We start from the raw sequence: 18,875 nt of genomic DNA on the forward strand, positions 1-18,875 counted from the left end.
CCGGACATCGGTGGCAAACGCGGCATCGAGGCGATGCAGCAGGCGAAGATCCTGCTGCATCAACTCGACTCTGACGCTGCAACCGAATCCAGCCCCTCCGGCGCTGCAACCGATTCCGCATCCTCCGGCGCTGCAACCGATTCCGCTTCCTCTTGCGTCGATTCCGCGTCGGGCAGTTGATCTACCAGATATTCGGCGAGCCCTCCGATAGTCGGGTAGTCGAACACCGCGGTCGCGTTGATGGTGAACTTGCCGCCGAACTGACTGTGCAGCCGGTTGCGTAGTTCGATCGCCATCAATGAATCCGTGCCCAGATCCAGGAACCGGCTGGTCGCGGCCGGCGGTTGCGCGAGTCGCAGGAAGTTCTGCACCTCGCGCTGAAGGAATTCGGTCACGAAGCCGGCGCGCTGCGGCACCGGTACCTCCATCAGCTGCTTGAGCAACTCGCTGTCACCGGTCACCTCGCCGGCGGCACTGGGCAACACCAGGTCGAGAATCGGGGGACGCGAACTGCCCAGCACCTTTGCCGCACGTTGCCAGTTGGCTTTGATGACGGTTGCCTGGCCGGTTCCGTTGGCGACGATCTCGGCCAGCGCACTCAGCGCCGCCGTGGGCTCCAGCGGAATCAGACCCTGCGCACTGATGTTGGCGGTCGCGGCGTCCGAAGAGGCCATGCCGCCTTGGGCCCAGGGACCGAAGTTCACACCGGTGGCAGGCAAGCCCTGCGCCCGTCTCTGCGCGACCAGGCCGTCGAGCAATGCGTTGGCAGTCGCGTAGTTGGACTGACCGGGCGACCCGAACAAGCTGGACACCGAGGAGGAAACGATGAAGAAGTCCAGATCGTCGTCCTTGGTCAAATTGTCTAAGTGGTAGGCACCAAATGCCTTGGGCACCAAGGTTGTTCGGAATCGCTCCAGGGTCTGCGCAGACAGCAACGCATCGTCGAGCACCCCGGCCAAATGCGCCACTCCGGCCAGCGGCGGCAACTCCGCGCGGATCCGCGCCAACAGATTCGCAACCGCATCCTCGTCGCCGACGTCGGCCGCGAAAACGTGGATCCGGCACTTGTAGCGCTCGGTGATCTCCTCGATCGACCGTTGCGCGTCCGCATCGGGCGCACGCCGGCTTGTCAAGACGATGTCACCGGCACCGAGTTGTGCCAGATACGACGCCGTGTGCAGGCCGATCGCACCGAGCCCGCCGGTGATCAGATAGCTCCGATCGGCTTGCGGCTGCAACGGACTCGGTATCTGCACCACGATCTTTCCGATGTGGCGCGCTTGCTGCATGCGGCGGAACGCGGCCCTGGCCTCGGTCAGCGGATAGATCTCGGCGGGAAGTGGCGCCCACTCCCCTGCGTCCAGTCCCGCCGACACCTCAGTCAGCAAACCCCGAATACGTTCGGGCTCTTGGAAGGTCACTGTGTCCAGCGCCACGATCTCGTACGCGATGTCGGGCCGTGCCTGCGCCATCTGCTCTGGTGTCCAGATGTCACGCTTGGCGATCTCGGCGAACCGGCCATTGCGGGCGGTGGCCCGCACGGTCGCTTCGAGGAATCCCTCACTGGTCAGGCTGTTGAGCACGACGTCGACGCCGGCGCCATTGGTGTCGGACAGTATTTGGTCGGCGAAATCCGTAGTGCGCGAATCGTAGACGTACTTCACGCCCAGGTTGCGCAGCGTTGCACGTTTGAAGGTGCTGGCGGTGGCGAAGACCGTGGCACCGCACTGCTGAGCCATCTGGATCGCGGCCAGTCCGACACCACCACTGGCGGCATGGATGAGCACCCGCTCACCGGGCCGCAGCTGCGCCCAGTCGAACGCGAGCCGCACCGTCAGCGCCGCGGCGGGGATTGTCGCCGCCTCGACCGCACTCACCCGCGAGGGAATCGGCGCCACCAGCTGGGCAGGCACGTTGAACCGACTGGAGAATGCGCCCTGCATGAAGCCGTAGACGCGCTGTCCGACCTCGAGTCCGGATACACCACTGCCCAATTGGGTGACGACACCGGCGAAGTCGCCGCCGATCGGCCCGGGGTCGCCCGGGTAAAGGCCGAGGACGTTGAGCACATCCCGGAAGTTGAGGCCTGCTGCTTCAACCCGGACCTGCACGTAGCCCACGTCCGGTGGCGACACCTCCGCCTCACTCAACCGCAGATTGTCGATCGCGCCGCGTTCAGTGGGCGCCAGCACGTAATCGCCTGCGCGTGGCACGGTGAGATGACCGGTACGCGCCCACGGCAACAGCCGTGAGGCCAGCAGCTTCCCTTGTCGCAGAGCAATTTCCGGTTCGTCGACGGGTGTGGCCAACAGGCCGGCCAGCGCCTGTACGGCCTCCGGCGATCCGTCGCAGTCCACCAGTCTGCAGTGCAACGCCGGTTCCTCGTTGATCGTGGTGCGCCCGAACCCCCACATCGCCGCTTGCCCCGGGTCGACCGGCTCGCCGGATTCGGTAGCCACCGCCCGCTCGGTGACGATCCACAGCCCGCCAGGCAATTTCACCTCACCGCGTTGCACAGTGTGCACTGCGCTGAGCAGGTTGGCGATCTCGGTCTCGACCCTCGCGGCGATGTCTGCGCTCGACTCCCCAGCGCTGGGGGCGCAGCTGCGCCACACGACGCCCGAGAATGGCAGGCCACGCTCGTGAGCCTGAGCCAGCAGCTGCCCCAACGGCTCCGAATCGGCTGCCCGATCGAACGGGATGCAGCCCGGCACGGTGGCGGCCAGCTCATCGAACCCGGCGATCAGCCAGGTCCCCGCGACGGCTTCGGGGCTGTCAGCCGGTGGCGGCACCTCGTGCCAGCCAAGGGTGTAGAGCAACCGGGTGGCGTCGCCGCCGAGGCCGCGTAGCAACGCCTCGCGGGGTGCACGTTTGACCGTGAACTCGCGAATTCCCCCAAGCTGGCGGCCATCCCGGTCGATGAAATCGAGGTCGAACACCTGGGTTTCGCTGTTGAGTTCGCTGCTGTGCCAACGCGCCCGGCAATAGAACCGCCGTGGCATCTTCTCCCGCAGCGTCACCTGGCCGTACCGCAACGGCAGGAATAGATCATTGACGCCTTGTTCGGCCGCGAGGAGGGCCGGGAAGGCCGGGAAGGCGACGCCGGTGCACAGGTCCATCAGCACCGGGTGCATCGGCTCGCTTCCGAGCTGTTCTGCGAGCTCCTCACCGACGAGGATGTCGCCGATCGCCTCACCCTCGCCGAGCCACAACGACTTCAGGGAGCCCGACCAGGTCGGCCCCCAGGCCAGCTCCAAGTCGGCGAAGGTCTCGAACAACTCCTGCGGACGCATCCGGTTCAGCCGCTCGACCGCTTCGTCGACCGGGTCGTCGTCGGACACCGACTCGTCATCGATTCCGGCGACGACCGTGCCCTCGGCATTCAACGACCATTCGGCGCCGCGGTCGCCGTACGGGCGGCTGTGCACCTGGAAGCTCGACTCTCCGTCACCGTCCAGCGGATGCAATGTCAGCTGCACCTCGCGGGAAGCCTTCTCGGGCAAGATGATCGGCTCGTAGAAGAAGACATCTTTCACCCGCGCCGGCGTACCGGCCGCGGCCAACGCCATCGCCGCATATGTCGCCCCGGGGACGACGACGGTTCCGTAGATGACGTGGTCGCAGAGCCATGGCTGGGATTTGACGGACAATCTGCTGGTGTAGACGGAGTCACCGGAGGCGAGGTCTTTTGCGCTACCCAGGATTCCGGACACCGCGGGACCGTCGACGGTGATGCCGGACGTCTTCGGCCAGAAGCGGCGGCGCTGGAACGGATAGGTGGGCAATTCGAGTCGGCGGCCGGGCGCACGATGCTGTGCGGCGAAATCGGGTCGGTGGCCACCGACGTAGGCAGCGGCGAGGGCATCGGCGATCTGACGCCGGTCGCCAACACCCTTGCGTAGCGAGATGATCGCGCGCGGCGCGGCCAGGTGCTCCGGCCAGACCTGGACCGCGGCGCCGGTCAACACCGGTTGCGGGCCGATCTCCATCACTACCGAGCATCCCAGTGCCGCCACGGTGCGCACACTCTCGGCGAACTGCACCGGCTGGCGGGAATGTCGCCGCCAATAACCCGCGTCGAGCGGCGTCTGCGCCGTGAGCACGGCGCCGGTGCGGTTGCATACCAGCGGTAACGTCGGCGCAGCGAACTCCAACTGCGCTGCGTACGATTCGAATTCATCGAGCACCGGATCCAGCAGTTCCGAGTGGAAGGCATGGCTCGTCTCCAGCCAGGTGCAGCGGATCCCCTCGTCGGTCAACTTGGTGACTATCTGTTCTAGATCCTCACCCGGACCCGAGAGCACGGTGTTGGGTCCGTTGTAGGCACCGACTGACACTCGCGGAAATTCACCAGCGATCTCCTCGACGTGCTTGGCGTCGGTGAACACCGCCACCATTCGCCCGCCTTCGGGCAGGCTGCCGAACATCCGGCCGCGCTCGGCCATCAGCCGTGCGCCGTCCTCGAGGCTGAAGACTCCGGCGACGCATGCCGCCGCGTACTGGCCGACACTGTGCCCCAGCACCACATCGGGCTGGATGCCCCACGACTGCCACAGCCGGGCTAGACCCATCTCGATAGCGAATAACGCTGGCTGTGCAAATGACGTGTGCCGCAACACCTTTCCGACATCCCCATCGGTTTCACGATCGGTGGCGAACAGCACCTCCAGCAGCGGACGTGACAGCATGTCATTGACCGCCTCAGCGCAACGCGTCACCGTTTCGGCGAAAACCGGTTCGGTGTCGAACAATTCACGTGCCATCCCCGGATACTGGCTACCCTGGCCGGTGAACAGCCAAGCCGTCGTCGGGTGGTGGGCGTGCTCGCCACGCACCACACCTGGCCGCAGGCGATTCTCGGCCAGTTCGGCCAGTCCCTGGCGCGCGCCTTCGACCGAGTCCACGACCAGCGCGGCGCGATGCTCGAAATGCGAACGTCCCGTTCCGGCGGTGACGCATACGTCGGCGAGGTCCGCATCTGGGTGGGCGCCCAACCAGGTCTCATACCGCTGCGCCAACGCCACCAGCGCTTCGGGTGACCGCGCGGAAAGCGTGAGCACGCTTACCTGTTCAGGCCGGGCTTCGGCCGCCGACTCCGTCGCGACGTCGGAGATGATGTGCTCGTCGGCGCGCGGCGATTCTGCCGGCGCCTCCTCGATCAGCACGTGCGCGTTCGTTCCGGTGAAACCGAAGGAACTCACGCCTGCGCGCCGCGGCCTGCCGTTGGCCTGCCAAGGCGTCGCTTCGTCCACCACGCGCACCGGAAGCGAGTCCCACGGGATGTGCGGCGACGGGTTGTCGAAGTGCAGGCTTTGCGGCAACACCTCGTGCTGCAGTGACAACACAACCTTGATCAAACCCGCTGCCCCAGAGGCTGATTCGGTGTGGCCGATGTTGGTCTTCACTGAGCCCATCAGCAGGGGCCGGGTCGCGTCACGCGAACCGCCATAAGCGGCTGCGGCTGCCTGGACCTCGATCGGGTCACCCAGCGGAGTACCCGTCCCGTGTGCCTCGAGGTAGTCGACGTCGCCGCCCGCCAAACCGGCGCGGGCCAGTGCTGTCCCGATAAGCCGTTGCTGGGCACCACCGTTGGGGACGGTCAGCCCACTGGAAGCGCCATCCTGGTTCACCGCGCTGCCGGGAATGACCGCGCAGACCCGGTCGCCATCACGCTGCGCGTCGCTGAGTCGCTTGAGTACCAGGATTCCGCAGCCTTCACTGCGCACGTAGCCGTCGGCAGAGGCGTCGAAGGTCTTGCATCGCCCCACAGGAGAAAGCATCCTGGCGCGAGATGCCGCAACGACGGTTACCGGACTCAGCAAAACGTTCACGCCGCCGGCCAGTGCCAAGTCGCAGTCACCGGAGTGCAACGCCTGGCAGGCCTGATGGACCGCCACCAACGCCGAACTGCATGCGGTGTCGACGGCCACTGCCGGGCCTTCGAGCCCCAGCGCAAAGGCAACCCGACCGGAAATGGCATTCAGCGCATTGCCGGTGATGAAGTATGGCTCGATCTTGTCGATCGGTTCGGCGGACAGCAGATGCGCATACTCGTTGGCGGCCACCCCCGCGAAGACGCCGGTTCGGCTGCCGCGCAGCGCAGCTGGCGAGTAACCGGCGCGTTCCAGTCCCTCCCAAACCGTTTCGAGCATCAGTCGCTGCTGCGGCTCGATCCACACCGCCTCGCGCGGAGAGATGCCGAAGAATTCGGGGTCGAACCCGTCGATTTCGTCGATGAACCCGCCGTAGCGCGTGTAGGTCTTGCCCGGGGCATCAGGGTCCGGGTCATAGAATTCGTCGATGTCGAATCGGTCCTCCGGAACCTCCCGGATCGCATCGACGCCGCCGGAGAGCACCTCCCAGAACGCTTCCGGGTCGGGCGCACCGGGGAAACGGCACGACACCGCGACGATCGCGATCGGTTCGTCGGTACGCGTCGTGATCACCGGTGCCGGCCGAGACGTGGATGCCTGCTCGCTGAGCTCGAGCACCTCGCCAAGCAGGTAGTCGGCCACGTCGGACAGACGGGGGTGATCCATCACCAAGGTGATGGGAATCTCGCGGCCCACGCCGTGTTCGATGCGGCGCCGCAGCTCGACGGCCATCAGCGAGTCCATGCCGAGGTCGAAGAACCCCGCATCCTCGCGGATTTCCGTGACATCGACCCGCGTCACCTCTGCTACGGCGTCACGCAGGTGATCCGTCAGCAGCTTCTTACGCTGCTGCAGTGGGGCGTTCGTGAGTCGCTCGACCAGCTGGGTTTTCCCGGACGGCGTCATGACCGGCACCGCGTCGGGCACCTCGCGCTCCAACTCCGTCAGGAATGCCCGCCTGCCGGCCTGCTCGTAGAGCGGCAGGAAGCGGTCCCAGTCGATCCGGGCGACGACACCCTGCGCCGACGACGACATCGCCACGTCGGTCAGCCCCGCTAGCGCATCGGCAGGTGACAACGTCCGGATCCCGCGCTGCTCGAGTCGCGCACGCGCCTGAGCGTCGGCCATCCCCGCCGACCAGGGACCGAAGTTGACGCTGGTCCCGGAGACCCCGCGCTCGCGCAGACGCCAGGCCAGCCCGTCCAGGAAAGCGTTGGCTGAAGCGTAGGCGGTTTGACCGAAGCCGCCCCATATCGAGGCGATCGAGGAGGTACTGATGAAGAAGTCGAGCTTCAGATCAGCGGCAGCCTCACTCAAATGCCAAGCACCCCACACCTTCCCCGCGAAGACGCGGTCTACTTCGGCTTGATGGGATTCGAAGTCCAGGTTGCTCAGTGCAGTGGTGCCGATCTCGCCCGCTGCGTGGACAATCCCGGCCAACGGCGGCAGCTCGGCCTGCACGCTGGCCAACAGACGCGCGACGGCGTGTGCGTCGGCGACATCGGCAGTGACGATTCGGATGTCGCAGCCATGCAGTGCGGCCAGTGCGTCGATGCGCTGCTTTACGGCATCGCCGGGTGCACGCCGACTGGTCAGGACCAGATTGCCAGCGCCGTGCGCAGCCAGGCATCCGGCGATCTCGAGTCCGATCGAACCCAGCCCGCCGGTGACCAGATACGTTGCGTCGCTGCGCAGTTCCAGCGGCGTACCGGTCGGCTGCCCGGCCCGTCGAACCAGTCTGGGCACATAGACCGATTGATCACGCAGCGCCATTTGGTCTTCACGCGAGGCCGACTCGTGCGAAGTCGTGATCCGACCGATGAGCGCGGCCCACTCTTCGGCTGTGCCCTCCGCCAGATCTGCCAGTCCACCCCACAGCTGCGGATGCTCCAGCGACGCGGCGCGTCCAAAGCCCCACAAGGAGCTCTGATCCGGCGCCACCGAGTCCACGTCGGTGACTCGCTGTGCGCCACGGGTTACCAGCCAGATGGGGGCGCGCACGCCGGCGCTGACCACCGCGCGGAAGAGCCGCCGCGTTCCGCCCATGATTTGGTGTTGCATCCGCAACAGCGACTGCATTGACGGCGCCGACTCGGAGTCGACCGCCGCGACGTGCACGATACGTAGCGACGAATGCTCTGCTGCCGCGGTGCGCAACGCATCCGCGAGCTGTTCCTCGTGGCCGTCGGACGCCGGTAACCCGATGAACCGGTGCTGCTGTCCACGTGTGGTGAGCGCGTCGGCCAACGGCCGAACCGCCGGCGAATCCTCACCGATGAGGATCCACGCATCTGCCTCGGCGACTTCCCCACTGGTGCGCCCAGTGGGGGCTTTCTCCCAGCAGACTTCGTAGCGGTCGTCCGTGATCGACTGGGTCGTCCGTTGCCGGTTGTGTTGTGCCGCAAGCTTGGTCAGCACCCGCAGGGTTTGATGATCGCCGCTCACGCCGTCGAGCAGGGCCGCGAGCTCCTCGATCCGACCGTCCTCGAGAAGGCGGACGGCTTCGGTACGTGGGCCGCCAAGTTGCTGCTGCTGGTTGGCGGGATCCTGATTGTCTCGGAACCAGTACTGACGGCGCTCGAACGGATAGGTGGGCAGGTCGAGTTTGCGCGCGTGCGCGTGCCGGAGGGCGGCGAACTCGGGTAGGTGGCCCAAGACATATGCGTCGGCTACGGCTTCGGTGATCTGCCGGTGGTCGGCGGTGTTTCGGCGCAGCGACGTTATCGCCCGCGGCGCGGTGGCGGGGTCAGGCCAGGCGCTAAGGGCCGCGGCAGTGAGCACCGGCCGTGGGCCGATCTCGAGCAACACCTTGCAATTCAGATCGGCAAGAGTTTGCACGCTCTTGGCAAACTCAACCGGTTGACGCGCGTGACGGCGCCAATAGGCGCCATCCAGCTTCACGCTCCGGCCGAGCGCGGCGCCGGTACGGTTGTCCACCAAAATCCGTTGTGGCGTACGGAAATTGAACCGCTCCGCATATGACTCGAATTCGTCCAGAATCGGATCCAGCAAGGCCGAGTGGAACGCGTGGCTGGTGTCCAGCCACTCGCACCGGACACCGTCGGCGGTCAGACCAGCTATCGCCTTCTCCAGATCCCCTGCGGGCCCGGACAATACGCTGTTGGCGCCGTTGTAGGCGGCGACCGACAGGCTCGGGAACTCGTCGGCCAGGCGCTCGACTCGCTCGGCGGCGGTGAACACCGCGGCCATCCGCCCACCTGCAGGCAGGTTGCCGAAGAGACGACCGCGTTCGGCGATCAGCAGTGCGCCGTCCTCGAGACCGAACACGCCCGCTACGCAGGCCGCCGAATACTGGCCGACACTGTGGCCCAACACCACGTCAGGCTCGAAGCCCCACGACTGCCAGAGGCGGGCCAGGCCCATCTCCACCGCGAACAAGGCTGGCTGTGCGTAGGAGGTCTGCCGCAGAGCCGCTTCGCAGTCCGGGCTGTCCGCATCGAAAACCAGATCCAGCAACGGCTTTTCGAGAATGGCAGCGACTGCGGCTGCGCAACGATTCAGTGTCTCGGCGAACACCGGCTCGGTGTCGTACAACTCACGGGCCATGCCGGGGTACTGGCTGCCTTGACCGGTGAACAGCCACGCCGTCTTCGGTGTGTCGTGGGATTCTCCGCGAAACAAGCCGGGTGCCGGGCGATCGTCCGCCAGTGCGCCAAGTAGCTCGATGGCGGATTCTCTCGAATTGACCACCAGCGCGGCGCGGTGCTCCAAGTGCGCTCGCCCCGACCCGGCGGTGAAGCACACGTCGGCCAGGGTGGCCTCCGGATGCGCGCTCAACCAGCTGCGGTACTCGTCTGCGAGCCGCACCAACGCGGCCGGCGTCCGCGCCGAGAGCGGAAGAATGCTGAACCGTCGGTCGCCGGGCTGCCCGACCGCAACCGGTGCAGCGGCGGGTTGTTCGGCTTGCTCGGGGGCTTCTTCGAGAATGACGTGTGCGTTTGTCCCGGCGAACCCAAACGAGCTGATTCCCGCAATACGCCGCCGCCCGTTGCGTTCCCAGGCGGTGGCCTCCTTGACAACCTGTACCGCAAGCCGATCCCAGGGAATATGGGGCGACGGATTCTCAAAGTGAAGGTGCTGGGGCAGTAGCTCGTTCTCGAGCGACAGTATGACTTTGATCACGCCCGCGATACCCGCGGCTGCTTCGAGGTGTCCGATGTTCGTTTTCACCGAGCCCATCAGCAGCGGCTCGCTGGGTTCGCGTCCGGTGCCGAGCACCGCCCCCGCGGCCTGGGCCTCGATGGGGTCGCCCAGCGATGTCCCGGTGCCATGCGCTTCCAGGTACCCGACGTCGTGGGGTTCGAGGTCGGCGCGCTTCAGCGCGTCGGCGATGACCCTTTGCTGGGCAACGCCGTTCGGCACCGTCAATCCACCCGATGCACCGTCCTGATTGATCGCGCTGCCGCGGATCACGGCCCGAATCCGGTCGCCGTCGCGAATCGCGTCCTCGAGACGCTTGACCACGATGACGCCGCATCCCTCGCCGCGCACATAGCCGTCCGCAGCGGCGTCGAATGTCTTGCACCGGCCGTCGGGCGCGAGCATGTGCGCGCTCGAGAACGTGATCATGGTCGCTGGGGTGAGCAGGACATTCGCGCCGCCAGCCAGCGCGAGGTCACATTCGCCCAGCCGCAGCGCTTGGCACGCCTGATGGATTGCCACCAGCGACGAACTGCATGCCGTGTCGACGGCCACCGACGGACCCTGCAGCCCCAATCGATAGCTGATCCGGCCCGCCGCCGCGGCATTCGATGTCCCGATGGCCATGTAGGCCTCGATCTCGGGGTAAGTCAGCTCGTCAGAGGCCATTCCCAGGTAGTCATGGGTGGCCAAACCGACGAAGACACCGGTGTTGGTGTTAGCCAGAGCCGTTGGTGCGGTGCCCGAATGCTCCACCGCGCGCCATGCCGTCTCCAGCAAGATCCGATGCTGCGGGTCCATCAACCTGACCTCGCGCGTCGACATGCCGAAGAACGGTGCGTCGAACCCGGTCACGTCGTCGACGAAACCCGCACGCCGGGTCACGACCTTGCCGGGCGCACCCGGCTCAGGATCGAAGAATTCGTCGACATCCCACCGGTCCTGCGGCACCTCCGATATCGCATCCCGGCCCTGGCTCAGCACATCCCAGAACTCATCAGCATCCGCCGCTCCGGGAAAACGCGCCGCGTAACCGACTATCGCAAAACCCGATGCCGGCTCCCTCAGATCTTCGGCGGATGCCATGCGTTTGTCCTCCCTGCCTTGGCCGATCAAGAATCGATCTCCTCGGGCGGCCCAGTTGCGCTTTCAGAATCATCTTCCGAAGGCGGGCACCGCAATTGCGGAGCCCGCGCACGCAACGACAGCCAGTGCGACTGCCGCCCCTCGTCCCCCGTCCGGCCGTTCGATCACCACAACGGCCTGCCGGATCCGTCCGCGAGTCTAGGCGGTGGTTCGCGCATGCCTGCGGCGGCGATCGCCGGGAGGGTTATCTTGGTGGCGCCGCCGGGGTGGGCGGATCGGAGCCTTCAAACCAAGGGGGAAGTCGTTTTGCGCATCGGGAAGATCACGGTCGGCGCTCTCGATGATTGGTCGCTAACCCCAGGTTCGGTCACCTCATGGCACCCCACGGCCGCGGCCACCGAGAAGGCCCGACAAGCGCCGGTCAGTCCCGTACCGGTCAGCTACATGCAGGGCCAGCACCTGCGAAACTACTGCGAACGGACGGCCGCGGGGCTGAGCTTTTCCAGGCAAATCATCGCTACCTGCGAACTTCCTGGGAATTGCGACGTCTCCGCCATGAACCACGCCGTCAACGCATACCTGCGTCGCCATGACACGTTCCGCAGTTGGTTCGAGCACACCGGTGACTCAGAGTTCGTCCGGCACACCATCAGCGATCCCGCTGACATTGAATTCACGCCGATCGCCCATGGCCACATGACGGTCGACGAGATACACGCTCATGTCGTGGCCATCCCGAGTCCGCTGGAGTGGGGCTGCTTCACCTTCGGGGTCATCCAAAGTGAGAGCAACTTCACGTTCTTTGCCGCCATGGATCACGTGCACGGGGACGCGACGTTGATCGGCACCACGATGATGGAGGCCAACGGCATGTATGCGGCGTTGAGTGGGGGCGGTGACGCCCTTGCACTTCCCGATGCCGGCAGCTTCGATGATTTCTGTACCCGCGAACGCGAGTCCACGTCGGCGTTGACCGTAGATTCCCCCGAGGTGCGCGGGTGGATCGAATTCGCCGAGAACAACAATGGCGGTTTCCCTGAATTCCCACTGCCACTGGGTAACCCGTTGGAGTCGTGCAGCAGTCAGATGGCCTCCGAACTTCTGATGGACGCCGCACAGACGGAGCGATTCGAGGCGGCCTGCACCGCAGCCGGCGCGCGATTTGTCGGCGGCCTGTTCGCCTGCTTCGCCCTGCTGGAACATGAATTCACCGGAGCAATTACGTATTACGGGCTTACGCCCCGAGATTCCCGCACCGGCGCGGACAATTTCATGACTCAGGGTTGGTTCACCGGGTTGATTCCGATCACGGTGCCCATTGCCGCGGCCTCTTTCGGCGATGCGGCATGGGCAGCCCAGGCCTCCTTCGATTCGGCCTTGGACATGGCGAGGGTGCCCTATTATCGCGTGTTGGAATTGGCGCCATGGTTGAGCTGGCCACGGCCAAACTTTCCGGTATCGAACTTCTTTCATGGCGGCGCAGCCCCACTCAACGCGATTCTTGCCGCGGCCGACCTGGGGCTTGCGAATAATATCGGCATTTATCCTGACGGCCGGTATTCATATCAGCTGACCATTTACATATTCCGGTACGGGGAGGGCACGGTCATGGCGATCATGCATCCCGACAACCCGGTCGCGCAGAAATCAGTCAGCCGTTACATGGCGGCGATGAAATCCGTGTGCGGGCGAGTCGCTGGTAGCGGACATTGGGGACGCGTTGCGTAGCGTGGAGCACGCCGATGCGGTTGATAGCGCGTCGGCGAGCGTCGCCGGCGAGCGCACCCCAATGCGCCGACCAAGGGCGAGGGCGATATGCGACGGCTAGCCGATTTCGTGGTGCGGTGGCCATGGGCAGTAATCGGGCTCTGGGTCGCGATTGCCGTCGCGCTGCCACTGACGCTGCCCTCGCTGGGCGAGATGGCTCAGAAGCATCCACTGGCCATCTTGCCCAGCGATGCACCGTCGAGCGTCACCGCCCGAAAGATGACCGAGGCGTTTCACGAATCGGGGTCAGAAGACCTCATGCTGGTGGTCCTGACCGACGACAAGGGCCTCAACCCCGCCGACGAAGCCACCTACCGCAAACTCGTGGACGCGCTGCACCAGGACACGCGAGATGTCCTGATGGTGCAGGATTTTCTCAGCACGCCGCCCCTGCGTTCCGTCGTGACCAGCAAGGATCACAAAGCGTGGGTGGTGCCGGTCGGTGTTGCGGGCGAGCTGGGCACGCCAGCGTCGTACGCGGCTTTCAACCGGATCAGCGACATCGTCAAGCACAACGTGACCGGAACTTCCCTGACGGCAAACGTCACCGGTCCCGCTGCTACCGTCGCCGACCTCACGGTCGCGGGTGATCAGGATCGACTCCCGATTGAGCTGGCGATCGCCGTTCTGGTGCTCATCGTCCTGCTGGTGATTTACCGCAGCGCGGTCACCATGCTGCTGCCGTTGCTGACGATCGGGATATCCCTGGTGATCGCGCAGGCGGTGGTGGCGGGCTACTCGCAGCTGACCGGCTCTGGCGTCTCGAATCAGTCCATCGTATTTCTGAGTGCCATAATGGCCGGCGCCGGAACCGATTACGCGGTCTTTCTGATCAGCCGCTATCACGACTATTTGCGGTCGGGCGCGGATTTCGATAAGGCGATCAAGCGCGCAATGATTTCGATCGGAAAAGTAATCGGCGCATCCGCGGCCACCGTCGGAATCACTTTTCTGCTCATAAGTTTCGCCCAAATGGGAGTGTTCAAAACAGTCGGAGCGGCCTCCGCGATCGGGATCGGCGTGGCATTCCTCGCCGCGGTGACGTTGCTGCCGGCAATTCTGGTGCTCGCGGGGCCACGTGGCTGGGTCAAGCCTCGGCGCGAACTGACCGCTCGGTTCTGGCGGCGTTCGGGCATACGCATCGTGCGCCGGCCCAAAGCCAATCTCGTTGCCAGTGTGCTGGTGCTGATCATCCTGGCCAGCAGTGCGGGCTTGGTGCGGTACAACTACGACGATCGCAAGGCCTTGCCGTCGTCTGCTCCGAGCTCCGCCGGATATACGGCCCTAGATCGCCATTTCCCGGTGAATCAATCGATTCCGGAGTACATCCTGATCCAATCGCCGCATGACCTTCGCACGCCGAAGGCACTCGCAGACCTGGAACAGATGGCGGACCGAGTCAGCCAACTGCCCAATATCGCTGCAGTGAGCGGCATTACGCGTCCCACCGGAAATGTGCCGGAGCAATTCCGCGCCACCTATCAGGCGGGCGCTATCGGCACCCTGCTGGCCGGCGGGTCGACCATGATCAACGATCACACCAGTGACCTCAACCGGCTGGTCGCAGGGGCCGGCACGATGGCCAACAGCCTCGGCGATGTCCGGGGCCAGATCGCCCAGCTCGCCGCCAGCGTGCAGGAACTGGACAATGCCTTCTCGTCGGCGAAGAGCCAGTACAGCGGAGACGCTCTGGTCAAAGAGGTCGACATCGCGGCCCAGCTCGTCGACCATGTCAACGCGCTCAGCAATGCCATGGGCTGGAACTTCTCAGCGGCCAAGAACATCTTCGCCTGGATAGGCCCGGTGCTGATGGCGCTACAGGGTAACCCGATATGCGATGCCGATGCGTCGTGCAGCTCCACCCGCGGGACATTCGAGCAGCTGGTCGGTTCACGCGATCAAGCAGACCTCGACGCGATCAACGAGTTGGCCCACCAACTGCAGGACTACCCGGACAAAAGGGCGCTCAAAGCGTCGACGGACCGCCTGCGTGCTGCCTTGGGGAAGCTCACCAAGGTGCTGCACTCAATGGGGATGGACAAACCCGGCGGCCTGCAGGCGAATTTGAACAGCATGCAAGATGGCGCAAACCGACTCGCCGGTGGAAGCCGACAAGTTGCCGACGCCGTGGCTCAACTCGTCGACCAAGTCAAACAGCTCGGCGCCGGGCTCAGTGAGTCAGCGGCATTTCTGTTGTCGCTCAAACGTGACGCGGCACAACCGGCAATGGCCGGGTTCAATATTCCGCCCCAGCTGCTGCATCTAGAGGAGTTCCAAAAGGCAGCCAAGGTATTCATTTCGCCAGACGGCCACTCGGTGCGGTATTTGGTTCAGACCAAACTGAATCCGTTCAGCACCGAAGCGATGGACCAGGTCAACGCGATCAGTGCGGCGGCGAGGGGAGCACAACCGAATACCGCGCTATCCGACGCCTCGATCTCCATGGCGGGATACACCGTTGGCCTCAAGGACACCCGCGACTACTACCAACACGACATCCGGTTCATCATCGCGGTAACCCTGCTCGTCGTGCTGGTGACCTTGATCGCGTTGCTGCGTGCGATTGTGGCGCCGCTGTATCTGGTTGCCTCTGTAGTCATTTCGTATCTGTCGGCGGTGGGTATTGGCGTACTGGTATTTCAGTACATGCTGGGCCAGCAGTTGCATTGGAGCGTGCCCCCGCTGGCATTCGTGGTGTTGGTCGCGGTGGGAGCCGACTACAACATGCTGCTCGTCTCGCGAATGCGTGAGGAGTCTCCCCACAGCATGCGCTACAGCATCATTCGCACCCTGGGTTCGACAGGCGGCGTGATCACCGCGGCAGGTCTGATCTTCGCTGCATCGATGTGCGGTCTCTTGTTCTCCAGCATCGGCACCGTGGTCCAGGGCGGTTTCGTGATCGGCGTGGGAATTTTGCTGGACACCTTCTTGGTGCGCACCATCACGGTTCCCGCCATCGCCGCGCTGGTCGGACGGGCAAACTGGTGGCCGTCCCGAATGAGCGTGCGGCCCGCACCGGTCCGACGCGCCGAGCCGCAACCCAATTAGCGCGCACCCATGACGTATGTGAGACTACGAGGCGAATCCGAGCGGGCAGGATTAGGAATGAAGAAGCTATTCGCGAGAGTCACGGCACTGGTAACCGTCAGCGCCACAGCATGTTTCGGGGTTGGAACCGCCTCGGCCGACGACACACCCATCGGCGGGCCGCCGACTCCGGGAGCACCGGGTGACCAGACCGCGTTCGCTCTCGGGGGCGCTCACGTTCTGGGCATCCCCTACGACGAATACATCCGCCAGGAGGGCGCCCAATGGTTCCCCGGCCAGAAGCGGGAAATCGTTCGCTACCCGGCGGGTCAGGTTCAGGGCCACGTGCTGGAACGACTCTTCCCGGGCATCGGCCGATTCGATGAACTCTTCCCGGGCCTGGGCCTGGACGGCCCCAGCGTGGGTGAGTCGGTCGACGAGGGAGTCAACAACCTCGATGCCGCGATCCGCGCCGGTCGACCCGGTACGGCGATCGGTCTGTCTGAGGGCGGGTTCGTGGTCGATGGCGAGCAGGCTCGGCTGGCGAATGACCCGACCGCTCCCCCGCCGGACAAGCTGAACTTCGCCACATTCGGCGACCCGATTGGGCGTCACGCCTTTGGACAGAGCTTCCTGACCGCCATGTTCCCGGTCGGCAGCGTGGTTCCGGCGCTCGACTACACCATGCCACCGCCGTACGAGAGCCAGTACGACACAAACAGATTCGTGGCCGCGTACGACTCGATCGCGGACTTCCCCGACCGACCGGACAACATGTTCGCCCTCGCCAACACGCTCCTAGGTCTGGCCACGGGTCACACCGCGGTGGCCTTCACGAACCCGAGCATGGTGCCGCCACAGAACATCAGGACGACCATCAACTCCCGGGGCGCGAAAGACACCACGATCATGGTCCCGGAGCAGCACCTTCCGCTGGTCATGCCGCTGAAATACGTCGGGATTGACGAAGACACGCTGAATAAGCTGGACGCAATCCTGATTCCCCGGGTGAACGCGGGCTACGCGCGAAACGACGACCCGTCGACCGCTCCCATTCAGGTGGACCCGGTGCACGGCTTCGACCCAGCGGAAGTCACCGCGCCGGCCAACCAGGCGACGTTCGGCGGCGGCGCCGACCCGCTTTCACAAATCCTCAGCGGTGCCACGTCCGTGTTGTCCCATGGCACCGGCTAGACCCCACGCATATGTCTTCGTCATCGATTCTCTCCATACTGCACGGGCGCGCCAGCCTGCGACCGCACGACGTCGCGTACACATTTACCAATTACGAGGACGACGCCGACGGCGTCTCCGAGAGCCTCACATGGTCGCAGATATCCCGCCGAACACTCAATGCGGCAACCGAACTCGGCCCGCACGGGTCAGTCGGCGACAGGGCGGCAATCCTCGCGCCGCAAGGCCTTGACTACATTGCGGCGTTCCTGGGATCCATGCAAGCTGGCCTCATCGCCGTTCCGCTTCCGCTGCCGCATCCCGGCTCGAACAATGAGCGGGTGGGTGCGGTCCTCGCCGATACGTCGCCGTCGGTTGTTCTCACTACGTCGGCGGTCGCCCAAGATGTCGCCGAGTATGTCGATCAAGCCCGCATGAACGATGTTCCAAAGATCATCGAAATCGATTCGATGAATCTGGACGTCGATCGCCAAACAAGCGTTCCGACGGGTGATTTACCCAACATCGCGTATTTGCAGTACAGCTCAGGCTCGACCCGAACGCCGACCGGCGTGATGCTCTCGCACCGAAATCTCGAAGTGAATTTCGAGCAACTGATGCGCAGCTTCTTCGCGAACTCGGGAATCAACATCCCGTCCAAAGCCACGATCGTGTCATGGTTGCCCTTTTACCACGACATGGGTTTGGTGCTGGGAGTCTGCGCCCCAATCTTGAGTGGTCATCGTGCCGCGCTGACCAGTCCGGTCGGGTTCTTGGCGCGGCCAGCCAGGTGGGTGCGTGCGCTGGCGGAAAATCCCCACACATGGTCGTCCGCACCCAACTTCGCCTTTGACTTGGCCGCCCGCAAGACCACCGACAAAGACTTGGCCGGACTTGACCTCGGCGGTGTGCTGGGAATCATCAGCGGCGCCGAACGTGTCGAGCCGGCCACCTTGAATCGCTTCGTGGATCGGTTTGCGCACTTCAATTTTCGGGACCGCATGATGCGCCCGTCCTACGGCATGGCGGAGGCCACGGTCTTCGTGGCGGCCGGCACCTGGAGTGAATCGTCGCCGGCGGGCCACTTCGATGCCGAAGCGCTCGGCGCAGGCCGCGTCGAGCCTTGCGCAACCGGGAAAGGCACGGCACTGGTCAAATACCAAGTGCCGCAATCCCCCACGCTGCGGATCGTCGACAGTGAGACGAATCGCGAATGCCCGCCGAACTCGATCGGCGAAATCTGGGTGCATGGCGAGAATGTCGCCGACGGCTATTGGCGCAAACCGCCATCCGAGCAGCGATGCTTCGGCGCAACACTTGTCGACCCGTCGCCCGGCACGCCTGACGGGCCGTGGCTGCGCACCGGCGACCTCGGTTTCATCCACTCCGGTGAGTTGTTCATCGTCGGCCGCATCAAGGATGTGCTGATCATTCGCGGGCGCAATTACTATCCCGAGGACATCGAGGCGACGGTCCAAGAGATCGCGCGTGGCCGGGTCGCGGCCATTTCGGTTCCGGCGAACGGTACCGAGCAGCTGGTCGCCATCATCGAGCTCAAGACGCGCGGCGATTCCGACGAGGAGGCAGTGCGCTGGCTGGCTAAGGTCAAGAGCGACGTCACCTCCGCGATCTCCAATGCGCACGGCCTGAATGTCGGGGATCTCGTTCTGGTAGCTCCCGGGTCGATACCGACCACCACGAGCGGCAAGATTCGGCGTGCCGCCTGTGTCGAGCAGTACCGGCAGCACCAATTCGTCCGGTTGGACGCCTAGGCCTCGCACACGCACG

Annotated in this window: 5 protein-coding genes; 4 read left to right on the plus strand and 1 reads right to left on the minus strand. The window is 64.7% G+C overall.

All coding sequences use genetic code 11. The features are described from left to right. Positions 1–59: 59 nt before the first annotated feature. Positions 60–11,120, minus strand: a complete 11,061-nt coding sequence (locus DB708_RS21395) for a type I polyketide synthase (RefSeq protein ID WP_108925454.1) — start codon at positions 11,118–11,120, stop codon at positions 60–62. Between the two features lie 306 nt (positions 11,121–11,426). On the opposite strand from DB708_RS21395, the gene DB708_RS21400 reads away from it, so the two are divergent. From DB708_RS21400 to DB708_RS21415, 4 genes are all read left to right on the plus strand, one after another. Then, entirely contained in the window at positions 11,427–12,848 is a 1,422-nt protein-coding gene (locus tag DB708_RS21400; protein WP_165839885.1) for a condensation domain-containing protein, read from the plus strand. A gap of 87 nt (positions 12,849–12,935) precedes the next feature. After that, positions 12,936–15,935: an MMPL/RND family transporter gene (locus DB708_RS21405; RefSeq protein WP_108925457.1), complete on the plus strand. Its 3,000-nt coding sequence runs from the start codon at positions 12,936–12,938 to the stop codon at positions 15,933–15,935. A 57-nt stretch (positions 15,936–15,992) separates the two neighbouring features. Beyond that, positions 15,993–17,108 (plus strand): acyltransferase PE, encoded by a 1,116-nt coding sequence (gene pe / locus DB708_RS21410; RefSeq protein WP_108925459.1) that lies wholly within the window; start codon positions 15,993–15,995, stop codon positions 17,106–17,108. A gap of 11 nt (positions 17,109–17,119) precedes the next feature. Next, the gene (locus DB708_RS21415) at positions 17,120–18,859 is read left to right on the plus strand and encodes an AMP-binding protein (RefSeq protein WP_108925461.1); all 1,740 of its coding nucleotides are present in this window, start codon (positions 17,120–17,122) and stop codon (positions 18,857–18,859) included. The last annotated feature ends 16 nt before the right edge of the window (positions 18,860–18,875 follow it).

The sequence above is a fragment of the Mycobacterium montefiorense genome (genome assembly GCF_003112775.1).
Lineage (GTDB): Bacteria > Actinomycetota > Actinomycetes > Mycobacteriales > Mycobacteriaceae > Mycobacterium > Mycobacterium montefiorense.

Coding starts and splice junctions, on each gene's coding strand:
- DB708_RS21415 (WP_108925461.1), top strand. CDS start 17,120: ATGTCTTCGTCATCGATTCTCTCCATACTGCACGGGCGCGCCAGCCTG.
- DB708_RS21395 (WP_108925454.1), bottom strand. CDS start 11,120: ATGGCATCCGCCGAAGATCTGAGGGAGCCGGCATCGGGTTTTGCGATA.
- DB708_RS21405 (WP_108925457.1), top strand. CDS start 12,936: ATGCGACGGCTAGCCGATTTCGTGGTGCGGTGGCCATGGGCAGTAATC.
- pe (WP_108925459.1), top strand. CDS start 15,993: ATGAAGAAGCTATTCGCGAGAGTCACGGCACTGGTAACCGTCAGCGCC.